Here is an 11,381-nt window from a genome sequence, read left to right on the forward strand (position 1 = left end):
GGCCGGCGCGCGCCCCCCGCCCCCCCGCCCACCCACACGGGCGCGCGGGTTGCGGGACCGTCCGCATCCGGCGCTCCTGGCCCGGTGAGGGTTGTGTTCACGTGCTGGCCGTCCGACGGCGCGAGACTGGGCGCGACAGGACATTCGCGCCGCCGGACGGAGTCTGTGGGCCCCTGGGCGGGGGCGGGTGGCGGGGACCGCGGCGGCTGCGACGGGAACCGGGTCTCCTCCCCTCAGGTCGAAGGAGGAGACGCCGGGCCCTTCACCACCGCACTGGCTCGCAGGCCGCCGCGGTCCTCGTCCTGCCCGCGGTGCACCGGTCGGCCACCCCTCATCCGGGCCGCCGGTGCCGCGGGCCACGCGTACGGGCTCGGCCTCCCCGCCGAGGTCCGTACGCGAGCCGGTGTCAGTCCTCGCGCAGGGCGCGGACCGCCTCCTCCACGCGCTTGCCGTACTCGGGGTCGGCGGCGTGGAAGTGGGCCAGGTTCTTCTCGATCACGTCGTCGCGGGAGACCTGCGACAGGCCGCCGGCGATGTTGGCGACCAGACGCTGCTTCTCCTCCTCCGACATCAGGCGGTACAGCTCGCCGGCCTGGAAGAAGTCGTCGTCCTTGGTGTGCTGCGGGGCCGCGTGGGTACCGGTGTGACCGGAGACGGCGAGCGGCGCCGACAGCGGGCGGCCGGTCTCGACCGGGCCGTCGTAGGAGTTCGGCTCGTAGTTCTTGGCGTACCGGCCCTGGGAGTTGGACGCCATGAAGCCGTCGCGGCCGTAGTTGTTCGCGCCGCCGGGCACGGCCTTGGGGGCGTTGACCGCGAGCTGGGTGTGGTTGACGCCCAGGCGGTAGCGGTGCGCGTCCGCGTAGGCGAACAGGCGGCCCTGGAGCATCTTGTCGGGGGAGGGGCCGATGCCCGGAACGAAGTTGTTCGGGGAGAACGCGGCCTGCTCGACCTCGGCGAAGATGTTGTCCGGGTTGCGGTCCAGCACCAGGCGGCCCACGCGCTTGAGCGGGTAGTCCTTGTGCGGCCACACCTTGGTCAGGTCGAACGGGTTGAAGCGGTAGTCGGCCGCCTCGTCCGCCGGCATGAGCTGGACGTAGAGGGTCCAGGACGGGTGCACACCGCGTTCGATGGCCTGGAGCAGGTCCGTCTGGTGGGAGTTGGGGTCCTTGCCCGCGATCTCCTGGGCCTGCTCGGTGGACAGGCAGCGGATGCCCTGGTTCGTCTTGAAGTGGTACTTGACGAAGAAGGCCTCGCCCTTGCTGTTCGTCCACTGGTAGGTGTGCGAACCGTAGCCGTTCATGTGGCGGTACGACGCCGGGATGCCGCGGTCGCCCATCAGCCACGTCACCTGGTGGGTGGCCTCGGGGGAGTGGGCCCAGAAGTCCCAGACGTTGTCCGGCTCCTGCTTGCCGGTGAACGGGTCGCGCTTCTGCGAGTGGATGAAGTCGGGGAACTTGATCGGGTCCTTGATGAAGAAGACCGGGGTGTTGTTCCCGACCAGGTCGTAGTTGCCTTCCTGGGTGTAGAACTTCACCGCGAAGCCGCGCGGGTCGCGCACGGCGTCGGCGCCGCCGAGGTTGTCGGCCACCGTCGAGAAGCGCACGAAGACCTCGGTACGCTTGCCGACCGTGTTCAGGAAGTCGGCGTGGGTGTAGTCGGTGACGTCGTCGGTCACCTCGAAGTGGCCGTAGGCGCCGGAGCCACGGGCGTGCACCACGCGCTCCGGGATGCGCTCGCGGTTGAAGCGCGCGAGCTTCTCCAGCAGGTGCTGGTCCTGGAGCAGGAGCGGGCCGCCGACGCCGGCGGTGGCGGAGTTCTGGTTGTCGGCGACCGGGGCGCCGGACTCTGTCGTGAGCACGCGCTGCGACATCGTGGACCTTCCGTGCGAGGGGTCAGCGGAAACCTGTTTCCGCTTCGTGGAGCGTAAGTTTGGGCGTTCAGTACGTCAACAGTTTGTTGAATTTGCTTCCGGTCCGGTTCCGGACCGGTGCCGAGCCGGTTCCGGGTGGCGCCGCCGCCTGGGCGCGACAGGACAGGTGTCAGCGGCGGCGCCACCCGGAGATCTGGGGGCGGGGTGCCGTCAGACCTGGGCGCCGGAGAGGCGCTCCACGGCCCGCAGCAGCGCCGAGTGGTCCAGGCCGCCGTCGCCCTGGGCGCGCAGGGAGGCGACGAGCTGGGCGACCACGGCGCCGACCGGCAGGGCGGCACCCACGGTGCGGGCGGCGTCGGTGACGATGCCCATGTCCTTGTGGTGCAGGTCGATGCGGAAGCCCGGCTTGAAGTCGCGGTTGAGGAAGTTGTCCTTCTTCCGCGTCAGCACGGTGGAGCCGGCCAGGCCGCCGTTGAGGACGTCCAGCGCGGCGGCGAGGTCCACACCGGACTTCTCCAGGAAGACCACGGCCTCGGCGCACGCCTGGATGTTGACCGCGACGATGAGCTGGTTGGCGGCCTTCACCGTCTGGCCGGAGCCGTGCGGGCCGCACAGCACAATGGTCTTGCCCAGCGCCTCGAAGATCGGCTTGGCCTCGTCGAAGTCGGCCTGCTCACCGCCGACCATGATGGACAGCACGGCCTCGATCGCGCCGGCCTCACCGCCGGACACCGGGGCGTCCAGCACCCGGATGCCCTTCTCCTTGGCGTTCTTCGCCAGGTCGACCGAGGTCTGCGGGGTGATCGAGGACATGTCGATCAGCAGCGCGCCGGACTTCGCGTTCTCCAGGATGCCGTCCGGGCCGTAGGCGATCGCCTCGACCTGCGGGGACGCGGGCACCATCGTGATGACGACGTCGGCCTCGCGCACCGCCTCGGCGATCGAGCCGGCCGCGGTGCCGCCGGCGGCGGCCAGGCGGTCCAGCTTCTCCTGCTCCAGGGTGTAACCGGTGACCTGGTAGCCCGCCTTGATCAGGTTCTCGGACATGGGGGAGCCCATGATGCCGAGGCCGATCCAGGCGATCTTGGGGAGCGTGCTCATGATGGGTGCCTCTCTAAGTGCTCTTGACGTCCGAGGTGTTCAGCGGGCCGCGCGGGCCTCGCGGGGCAGCCAGTCGAAGGCCTCCGCGCTCGGGCGGTCGCCCGGCTTGTACTCCAGGCCGACCCACCCGTCGTAACCGGCCTTCGCCAGCCGGCCCAGGAGCTCCTCCAGCGGGAGCGAGCCCGTGCCCGGCGCCCCGCGGCCCGGGTTGTCGGCGATCTGCACGTGACCGGTCTTCGCGGTGTACCGCTCGATGACCTGCGGCAGGTCCTCGCCGTTCATGGACAGGTGGTAGAGGTCCATCAGGAACCGCGCGTTGCCCAGGCCGGTCGCCTCGTTGACCTTGTCGACGATCCCGACCGCGGCCGGCGCCGACACCAGCGGGTACAGCGGCGACTCGGGCTTGTTCAGGGCCTCGATCAGCAGGATCGCGCCGATCCGGTCGGCCGCGCGGGCCGCGAGGACCAGGTTCTCCAGCGCGAGCGCGTCCTGCTCGGCCGGGTCCACGCCCTCGACGCGGTTGCCGTACAGCGCGTTGAGCGCCTTGCAGCCCAGCGAGGCGGCGAAATCGGCGGCCACGTCGATGTTGGCGCGGAACCTGTCCGACTCCTCGCCCGGGATCGACAGGGCGCCGCGGTCCGGGCCCGGGAGCTGCCCGGCGTAGAAGTTCAGGCCCGTGAGCTGGACGCCCGCGTCCTCGATCGCCTTCTTCAGGGCGTCGAGCTCGGACCGCTCGGGGACGGGCGCGTCGATCCAGGGCCACCACAGCTCGACCGCGGTGAAGCCGGCCGCGGCGGCGGCCGCGGGGCGCTCCAGGAGCGGGAGTTCCGTGAAGAGGATCGACAGGTTGACGTTGAAGCGCTGGTCTGCGGCGGTGCTCCACTCGAAACCTGGCATCGGGCCGCGCTCCCTTCCGTTGTCGAGTTTCCGTAATACGGAAGTTCGTTTCTGCGTAATGGAAGATTGCCGTCGGATGTCGCGGCTTGTCAAGAGGGGCCCGCGGAAACGGTCACCGCGCGTTAGGTTGGGCGGGTGCGATTGAGAGTGGAGTTCACGACCGAACCCTTCGATCTGGACGAGGCACCACCGCACGCGGTGGTGGCCCGCGAGGTCGTCGAGGCCGCCGAGCTGGAGGCGGTGGACGTGGGTCCGTTCGGCAACACCGCCGAGGGGCGCGCCGACGCGGTGCTCACCGCCGTGGACGCGCTGCTGCGCAAGACCCTGGAGGCGGGCGCCACCCGGATCTCGCTCCAGGTCAACGTGGTCGGGGAGGACGAGCGGTGACCGGTCCCGCGGAGGAGCCGTTCATCGCGGCCGTCAAGCCGCTGGTCGACGCGATCGGCGGCGAGATGCTCCCGCCCGACGAGGCCGGCCAGGACGACGTGGTGCTCTCCTGGGAGGGGAGCGACGTCGTCGCCGTGCGCCTGCCGCAGCTCGCCGACTCCCTGGACCACATCCTGGCCGCCATGGAGCGCAGACAGGGCAGACCGCTGGCCGAACTGGACCGCAGGGCCAAGCAGGAGGTCGTCCGCACCCTGGAGGCGCGCGGCGCCTTCTCGGTGCGGCACGGCGTGGAGACCGTGGCGAGCGCGCTGGGCGTCAGCCGCTTCACCGTCTACAACTACCTCAACCGCGAGAAGGGCACCTGACCGGGGTCCCCCTCCGCCCGAGTCGACCGGCGCGTCCCGGTCCTCGCCGAAAGCCGCCGTTCCGGCCCCGGAACGGCGGCTTTCGGCCTTCTCGCGGCCCCGCGGCGCGACCCCCAACACCGCCCCGACCAGGGGCCGATGCACACCGCGATGGCCTCTCGTATTTGTTACCCCGAATTTTCAACAAACTGTTGACGTCGTGTTTCCGAGGGCGTTAGCTATCGGCACGCCCGTTCAGCACAAGGCCACGGAGGCTCCCGTGACGTCCACTTCCACGCCGCCGGGCCTGGCCCGATTCAACGCTCTCGATCAGGACACGGCCCTCGCCGCGCTCCACGAGGCGTGCTCCTCCACGGCGTGGGCCCGGCGACTGCTCGCCGGCCGCCCCTACGCCACCACCGAGGACCTCTTCGCCGCCAGCGACGCCGCCATGGCCGAGCTGACGGCCGAGGACCTCCGGGAGGCGATGGCCGGCCACCCGCCGATCGGCCGCCCCAAGCCCGGCGACCCCACGTCGGCCCGGGAGCAGAGCGGCATGGCCGGCGCCTCCGACGCGCTCAAGTCGGAGATGCTCGAACTGAACCTGGCCTACCAGGAGAAGTTCGGCCATGTGTTCCTCATCTGCGCCACCGGCCGGACCGGCGAGCAGATGCGGGACGCGGTCAAGGAACGGATCGGCAACTCGCCCGAACAGGAGCGGGAGATCGTCCGCACCGAACTGGGCAAGATCAACCGCATCCGGCTCTCCCGACTCGTCGAAGAGGACGCCCGAGTATGAGCACCAGCACCACCGCCTCCGTGTCCACGCACATCCTGGACACCAGCGTCGGCCGCCCCGCCGAGGGCGTCGCCGTCCGTCTCGCGGCCCGCGCCGGCCGCGACGCGGACTGGCAGGACCTCGGCGGCTCCGCGACCGACGCGGACGGGCGGTGCAAGGACCTCCCGGCCCTGCCGGAAGGCACGACCCACGTACGTCTCGACTTCGCCGTCGAGGCGTATTTCGAGAAGAAGCAAGCCGATGCGCAGCAGGACGCCCCCGCGACTCGGGACAGCGGCACGTTCTTCCCAGAGGTAGCGATCACCTTCGCCGTCAAGCCCGGCGAGCACTACCACGTACCGCTGCTGCTCAACCCGTTCGGCTACTCCGTTTACCGAGGGAGCTAGCTAAATGCCCACGATCCTGGGACAGAACCAGTACGGCAAGGCCGAGAACCGAGTCGTCAAGATCACGCGGGACGGCGCCACCCATCACATCAAGGACCTGAACGTCTCCGTCGCCCTGTCCGGCGACATGGACGAGGTCCACTACTCCGGCTCCAACGCCAACGTCCTGCCGACCGACACCACCAAGAACACGGTGTACGCGTTCGCCAAGGAGTACGGCATCGAGTCCGCCGAGCAGTTCGGCATCCACCTGGCCCGTCACTTCGTCACCTCGCAGGAGCCGATCCACCGGGCGCGCATCCGCATCGAGGAGTACGCCTGGGAGCGGATCGAGACCTCCGACGCCAACAGCAAGTTCATCGGCGCCGACGAGGTCAAGCACTCCTTCGTCCGCAAGGGCCAGGAGACCCGCCTCACCCAGATCACCTTCGACGGTGAGAAGTGGGAGGTGATCTCGGGTCTGAAGGACCTGATCGTGATGAACTCGACCAACTCCGAGTTCTGGGGTTACGTCAAGGACAAGTACACGACGCTCCAGGAGGCGTACGACCGCATCCTGGCCACCCAGGTCTCCGGCCGCTGGCGGTTCAACTGGACCGACGACGAGCAGAAGATGCCCAACTGGGAGAAGTCCTACGAGCAGACCAGGAAGCACATGCTCCAGGCCTTCGCCGAGACGTACTCGCTCTCGCTGCAGCAGACGCTGTACCAGATGGGCTCGCGCATCATCAACAACCGCAGTGAGATCGACGAGGTCCGTTTCTCCCTGCCGAACAAGCACCACTTCCTGGTGGACCTGGAGCCGTTCGGACTGAAGAACGACAACGAGGTCTACTTCGCCGCCGACCGTCCCTACGGCCTGATCGAGGCCACCATCCTGCGGGACGGCTGTGAGGCCCGTATCCCGGTCGACATGACCAACCTCTGACGCGGGACGCGCGCCCCCGGCCCTGGCACCAGGTCCGGGGGCGCGCCACACCGGAGGGAACACCATGGCACAGCCTGCAAAGGGGCCGGCAAAAGCCCCCTGTTCCACCCCGCCGGAGCACATCGAGGACGCCGTCACGTCCGTGCACCCGGTGGACGAGAAGCTCCACCCCTCGCGGCTCGTCCCCGCCGCGCTCCAGCACATCGCCGCGATGTACGCAGGCGTTGTCACTCCTCCGCTCATCATCGGCCAGGCCTGCGGCCTCGACCTCGCGGCCCGCACCCGGCTGATCGCCGCGAGCCTGCTCATCGCGGGCATCGCGACCCTGATCCAGACCATCGGCGTCAAGAGCTTCGCCGGCAACCGGCTGCCCTTCGTCAACGCCGCCTCCTCCGCGGGCATCGCCCCGATCCTCGCCATCGCCGAGACCAACGGCAAGGGCGACCAGCTCCCCGCCATCTACGGCGCGGTGATGGTGGCCGGAGCCTTCTGCCTGGCCATCGGCCCCTTCTTCGGGCGACTGCTCCGCTTCTTCCCGCCCCTGGTCACCGGCGTGGTGATCACGCTCATCGGCGTCACGCTGATGCCGGTGCCCGTCGGCTGGGCCCAGGGCGGCGACAAGAGCGCCCCCGACTTCGGCGCCATGTCGAACCTCGCGCTCGCCGGGTTCACCCTCGTCGTCATCCTGCTGATGCAGCGCTTCGGCAAGGGCTTCCTCAAGCAGGTCGCCCTGCTGTTCGGCCTGCTCGTCGGCACCCTGGCCGCCATCCCGTTCGGCATGGCCGACTTCAGCGCGATCTCCTCCGCCCCGGTCGCGGCGCTGCCCGCGCCCTTCGCCTTCGGCGCGCCCGTCTTCCAGCCCGCGGCCATCCTGTCGCTGTGCATCGTGATGCTGGTCCTGATGACCGAGTCGTCCGCCGGCATGCTCGCCCTGGGCGAGATCTGCGACCGCCGCGCGGACGCCAAGACCATCACCCGCGGCCTGCGCACCGACGGCCTCGCCACCCTGATCGGCCCCGTCTTCGGCGGCTTCCCCACCTCCGCCTTCGCGCAGAACGTCGGCGTCGTCTCGCTGACCCGGGTGCGCAGCCGCTACGTCGTCGCCGTCGCCGGCGCCACCCTGCTGGTCCTCGGCGCCTTCCCGGTCCTCGGCGCGGTCGTCTCCCTGGTCCCCATGCCGGTCCTCGGCGGCGCGGGCATCGTGCTGTTCGGCTCGATCGCCGTCAGCGGCATCCGCACCCTGGCCGAGGCCGGGCTGGACGACAGCTCCAACATCATCCTGGTGGCCGTGGCGCTCGGCGCCGGCATCATCCCGCTGGCCGCGCCGACCTTCTACGCCGAGTTCCCGGCCTGGGCGCAGACCGTGCTCGGCTCCGGCATCAGCGCCGGTGCGATCGTCGCCGTCGCACTCAACCTGTTCTTCCACCATCTCGGCACCCGGAGCCGCACGGCTCCGGCACTCAAATCCTCCTAGGGTCCTGCCGTGCCCTCCCCGTGGGCGGGAACCCGCCCGCCCACGGGCCGCCACTGAGATACAAAGGAAGCAGCATGGCACCATCGGCAGCCCAGCGGGTCGTGATCGAGAACTGCGCGATCGCGACCGTGGACGCGGGCGACACGGAGTACGCCTCGGGGCATCTGGTCCTCGCCGGCAACAGGATCGAGTCCGTCGGCGCGGGCCGGGCACCGGAGGGCCTGGAGAACGTGGTGCGCCGGATCGACGCGACCGGCCACCTGGCCACCCCCGGCCTCGTCAACACCCACCACCACTTCTACCAGTGGATCACGCGGGGCCTGGCCACCGACCACAACCTGTTCGACTGGCTGGTGGCGCTGTACCCGACGTGGGCCCGCATCGACGAACCGATGGTGTACGCGGCGGCCCAGGGATCGCTCGCCATGATGGCCCGCGGCGGCGTCACCACCGCCATGGACCACCACTACGTCTACCCGCAGGGCTCCGGCGACCTGGCCGGCGCGATCATCCGCGCCGCCCGGGAGATGGGCGTCCGCTTCACCCTGGCCCGCGGCTCCATGGACCGCAGCGAGAAGGACGGCGGCCTGCCGCCGGACTTCGCCGTGGAGAGCCTGGAGGGCGCGCTCGCCGGCACCGAGGCCACCGTCGAGGAGCACCACGACGCCTCCTTCGACGCGATGACCCAGGTCGCCGTCGCGCCCTGCTCGCCCTTCTCCGTCTCCACCGAACTGCTCCGGCAGGGCGCCGAACTCGCCCGCCGGCTCGGCGTGCGCCTGCACACCCACGGCTCGGAGACCGTGGAGGAGGAGAAGTTCTGCCACGAGCTGTTCGGCATGGGCCCGACCGACTACTTCGAGTCCACCGGCTGGCTCGGCGAGGACGTGTGGATGGCGCACTGCGTCCACATGAACGACTCCGACATCGCCGCCTTCGCCCGCACGAAGACCGGCGTCGCCCACTGCCCCTCCTCCAACGCGCGCCTGGCGGCCGGCATCGCCCGCGTCCCCGACATGCTCGCCGCCGGCGTGCCGGTCGGCCTCGGCGTCGACGGCACCGCCTCCAACGAGTCCGGCGAACTCCACACCGAGCTGCGCAACGCCCTGCTGATCAACCGCCTCGGCGCCCACCGCGAGGCCGCCCTCAACGCCCGCCAGGCGCTGCGCCTGGGCACCTACGGCGGCGCGCAGGTCCTCGGCCGGGCGGACCAGATCGGCTCCCTGGAGGCGGGCAAGCTCGCCGACCTGGTGCTGTGGAGGATGGACACGCTCGCCCACGCCTCCATCGCCGACCCGGTCACCGCGCTCGTCTTCGGCGCCGCGGCCCCGGTCACCGCCTCCTTCGTGAACGGCCGGCAGATCGTCGAGGACGGCCGGCTGCTCACCGTCGACGAGGACGCCGTCGCCCGCTCCACGCGGAACGAGGCGCAGCGGCTCGCGCGGATCGCCGCGCGCGGCTGAACACCGTACTCCGGTACGGCACTCGAACCCCGGCCGGGAGGGACGGCTCCCGGCCGGCAGCCGTGGACCCGAGCGGGGTCCACGGCGGCCGTCTCCGGGGCGCGCGTGGACGCGCGCGCCCCGGTACGGTTCCCCGTTCTCCCGAACGGCCCGTCCCGGTCCCTCCCCGCACGCCCGGCTCCGCTCGTCGAGCAGGGGGAGGAAACCCCCCATGACCACCCGCACCACCTCCATGACACCCACGTCGACGGAGACGTGTACCCGACCGGAGGAGAGCCGCCGTGGCCGACCACCCCGTAGACGAGAAACTCCCACCCGTGAAGATGGCGACCACGGGCCTGCAGCACGTGGCCGCCATGTACGCGGGAGTCGTCGCCCCACCCCTGATCGTCGGCGCGGCCGTGGGCCTCTCCGGCGTCGAACTGACGTTCCTCACCGGTGCCTGCCTGTTCACCGCGGGCCTCGCCACCCTCCTCCAGACCCTCGGCATCTGGAAGATCGGTGCCCGTCTGCCCTTCGTCAACGGCGTCACCTTCGCCGGTGTCGCCCCCATGACGGCGATCGTCGTCGCCACCGAGGACAAGTCCGACGCCCTGCCGATCATCTTCGGCGCGGTCATCGTCGCCGGCCTCCTCGGCTTCCTCGCCGCCCCCTTCTTCAGCAAGGCGATCCGCTTCTTCCCGCCGGTGGTCACCGGCACCGTCATCACCCTGATCGGCGTCTCCCTGCTGCCCGTCGCCTTCGGCTGGGCCCAGGGCTCCAGCCCCACGGCGGACGACTTCGGCTCGGGGACCAACCTGGGCCTCGCGGCCATCACCCTGGTCATCGTCCTGCTCCTGCGCCGCTTCACCCGCGGCTTCGTCAAGCAGATCGCCGTCCTGCTGGGCCTGGTCGCGGGCACGCTCGTCGCGATCCCCTTCGGCGTCACCGACTTCGGCCCGGTCGCCGACGCGGACATCGTCGGCTTCCCGACCCCGTTCCACTTCGGCGCGCCCCAGTTCCAGATCGCCGCGATCGTCTCCATGTGCGTCGTCATGGTCGTCTCCATGACCGAGTCCACCGCCGACATGCTGGCCCTCGGCGAGATCGTCGAACGCCCGGCCGACGAGAAGACCATCGCCGCCGGCCTGCGTGCCGACACCCTCGGCTCCGCGCTCAGCCCCCTGTTCAACGGCTTCATGTGCAGCGCCTTCGCGCAGAACATCGGCCTGGTGGCGATGACCCGCATCCGCAGCCGGTTCGTCGTCGCCGCCGGCGGCGGCTTCCTGATCCTGATGGGCCTGTGCCCCATCGCCGCCTCGCTCATCGCCGTCGTACCGCGACCGGTGCTCGGCGGCGCGGGCGTCGTCCTCTTCGGCTCGGTCGCGGCCAGCGGCATCCAGACCCTGGTGCGGGCCGGCCTGGACAAGGACAACAACGTCCTGATCGTCGCGGTCTCCCTGGCCGTCGGCATCATCCCGATCACCGCGCCGGAGTTCTACCACTCCTTCCCGGAGACCGCGAAGATCATCCTGGACTCGGGCATCTCCACCGGCTGCGTGGCCGCCGTCCTGCTGAACCTGGTTTTCAACCACATCGGCAAGGGCCGGGACGCGCAGGATGTGACCCACCCGATGGAGGCCGGGGAGGAGATCAAGGGGGTACGGCCGGCGTCGGCCCACTGAGGCCCACTGAGACCCATTGAGCCGACGGCCGAACCGGCGACCGAACCGGCGGCGGGACCGGGGTGTGCCCC

General features: G+C 70.5%; 11 protein-coding genes. 8 read left to right on the forward strand and 3 right to left on the reverse strand.

Features of this window, described 5'->3' with window-relative positions; all coding sequences use genetic code 11:
* Positions 1-406: 406 nt before the first annotated feature.
* The 3 genes from ABZ340_RS35625 to ABZ340_RS35635 form a co-directional block, all read right to left on the reverse strand.
* A complete protein-coding gene (locus ABZ340_RS35625; protein WP_358786041.1) occupies positions 407-1,870 on the reverse strand; it encodes a catalase in 1,464 nt (487 codons plus the stop codon).
* A gap of 210 nt (positions 1,871-2,080) precedes the next feature.
* The gene (locus tag ABZ340_RS35630; protein WP_358786042.1) at positions 2,081-2,971 is read right to left on the reverse strand and encodes a 2-hydroxy-3-oxopropionate reductase; all 891 of its coding nucleotides are present in this window, start codon (positions 2,969-2,971) and stop codon (positions 2,081-2,083) included.
* Between the two features lie 39 nt (positions 2,972-3,010).
* Positions 3,011-3,868 (reverse strand): TIM barrel protein, encoded by an 858-nt coding sequence (locus ABZ340_RS35635; RefSeq protein WP_358786043.1) that lies wholly within the window; start codon positions 3,866-3,868, stop codon positions 3,011-3,013.
* Positions 3,869-4,003: 135 nt separating this feature from the next.
* Here ABZ340_RS35635 and ABZ340_RS35640 point away from each other — a divergent pair, with 135 nt between their 5' ends.
* The 8 genes from ABZ340_RS35640 (at position 4,004) to ABZ340_RS35675 (ending at position 11,310) form a co-directional block, all read left to right on the forward strand.
* Positions 4,004-4,255, forward strand: coding sequence for a hypothetical protein (locus ABZ340_RS35640; RefSeq protein WP_358786044.1), 252 nt, complete (start codon positions 4,004-4,006; stop codon positions 4,253-4,255).
* Entirely contained in the window at positions 4,252-4,620 is a 369-nt protein-coding gene (locus tag ABZ340_RS35645; RefSeq protein WP_358786045.1) for a helix-turn-helix domain-containing protein, read from the forward strand. Before ABZ340_RS35640 ends, ABZ340_RS35645 begins: the two co-directional genes overlap by 4 nt.
* A gap of 259 nt (positions 4,621-4,879) precedes the next feature.
* A complete protein-coding gene (gene uraD / locus ABZ340_RS35650; protein WP_358786046.1) occupies positions 4,880-5,398 on the forward strand; it encodes a 2-oxo-4-hydroxy-4-carboxy-5-ureidoimidazoline decarboxylase in 519 nt (172 codons plus the stop codon).
* Positions 5,395-5,784, forward strand: coding sequence for a hydroxyisourate hydrolase (uraH, locus tag ABZ340_RS35655; protein ID WP_358786047.1), 390 nt, complete (start codon positions 5,395-5,397; stop codon positions 5,782-5,784). Before uraD ends, uraH begins: the two co-directional genes overlap by 4 nt.
* A gap of 4 nt (positions 5,785-5,788) precedes the next feature.
* A complete protein-coding gene (pucL, locus tag ABZ340_RS35660) occupies positions 5,789-6,712 on the forward strand; it encodes a factor-independent urate hydroxylase (RefSeq protein ID WP_358786048.1) in 924 nt (307 codons plus the stop codon).
* A gap of 64 nt (positions 6,713-6,776) precedes the next feature.
* A complete protein-coding gene (locus tag ABZ340_RS35665) occupies positions 6,777-8,186 on the forward strand; it encodes a nucleobase:cation symporter-2 family protein (protein ID WP_358786049.1) in 1,410 nt (469 codons plus the stop codon).
* Between the two features lie 74 nt (positions 8,187-8,260).
* Positions 8,261-9,646 carry an 8-oxoguanine deaminase gene (locus ABZ340_RS35670; protein WP_358786050.1) on the forward strand — a complete coding sequence of 462 codons (1,386 nt, stop codon included), beginning with the start codon at positions 8,261-8,263 and terminating at the stop codon, positions 9,644-9,646.
* Positions 9,647-9,927: 281 nt separating this feature from the next.
* Positions 9,928-11,310, forward strand: coding sequence for a nucleobase:cation symporter-2 family protein (locus ABZ340_RS35675; protein WP_358786051.1), 1,383 nt, complete (start codon positions 9,928-9,930; stop codon positions 11,308-11,310).
* The last annotated feature ends 71 nt before the right edge of the window (positions 11,311-11,381 follow it).

The sequence above is a fragment of the Streptomyces sp. NPDC006134 genome (assembly GCF_040628835.1).
Lineage (GTDB): Bacteria > Actinomycetota > Actinomycetes > Streptomycetales > Streptomycetaceae > Streptomyces.

Coding starts and splice junctions, on each gene's coding strand:
- ABZ340_RS35630 (WP_358786042.1), bottom strand. CDS start 2,971: ATGAGCACGCTCCCCAAGATCGCCTGGATCGGCCTCGGCATCATGGGC.
- ABZ340_RS35625 (WP_358786041.1), bottom strand. CDS start 1,870: ATGTCGCAGCGCGTGCTCACGACAGAGTCCGGCGCCCCGGTCGCCGAC.
- ABZ340_RS35665 (WP_358786049.1), top strand. CDS start 6,777: ATGGCACAGCCTGCAAAGGGGCCGGCAAAAGCCCCCTGTTCCACCCCG.
- uraH (WP_358786047.1), top strand. CDS start 5,395: ATGAGCACCAGCACCACCGCCTCCGTGTCCACGCACATCCTGGACACC.
- pucL (WP_358786048.1), top strand. CDS start 5,789: ATGCCCACGATCCTGGGACAGAACCAGTACGGCAAGGCCGAGAACCGA.
- ABZ340_RS35670 (WP_358786050.1), top strand. CDS start 8,261: ATGGCACCATCGGCAGCCCAGCGGGTCGTGATCGAGAACTGCGCGATC.
- ABZ340_RS35635 (WP_358786043.1), bottom strand. CDS start 3,868: ATGCCAGGTTTCGAGTGGAGCACCGCCGCAGACCAGCGCTTCAACGTC.